This is a genomic window from Azoarcus sp. TTM-91 (assembly GCF_012911025.1).
GTDB lineage: Bacteria > Pseudomonadota > Gammaproteobacteria > Burkholderiales > Rhodocyclaceae > Azoarcus.
In genome coordinates this window covers 1-388 of the sequence record NZ_WUEI01000321.1, presented here as the reverse complement: position 1 = coordinate 388, position 388 = coordinate 1, and the positions used below count along the sequence as shown (strand labels likewise).

Genomic DNA, 388 nt, shown 5'->3' with positions numbered 1-388 from the left:
GCCACCTACGCCGACCACGAGATCCGGTTTGAGCGCCTTGAGCGCCTTCACGCGGCCGAGTTCGGAGAACACTTTCTCCTGCGCCTTCTCGCGTACGGAGCATGTGTTGAAGAGGATCACGTCCGCATCTTCGGGCGTGTCGGTGGGGACGAGACCTTCAGCCGCGTTGAGCACGTCGGACATCTTGTCCGAGTCGTACTCGTTCATCTGGCAGCCGTAGGTTTTGATGAAGACTTTTTTCATGTGCCGTTCACAGTGGTTGACCTGGGGGCACGTGCTTCGTGGGGCGTTCTGACTACTGGGACTGCGCTTGCGCCTGACTTTGTGCCGCCACCGCAGCCTTGTAATCGTCATCGCTGACAACCCAGGCTGTCAGCAACTGCTGATA

The 388-nt window shown here is 58.8% G+C and carries 1 pseudogene; it reads right to left on the bottom strand.

The features are described from left to right. Window positions 1–243, bottom strand: a pseudogene (locus tag GRF61_RS24435) (tRNA (N6-isopentenyl adenosine(37)-C2)-methylthiotransferase MiaB); the annotation flags it as partial. Window positions 244–388 lie beyond the last annotated feature (145 nt).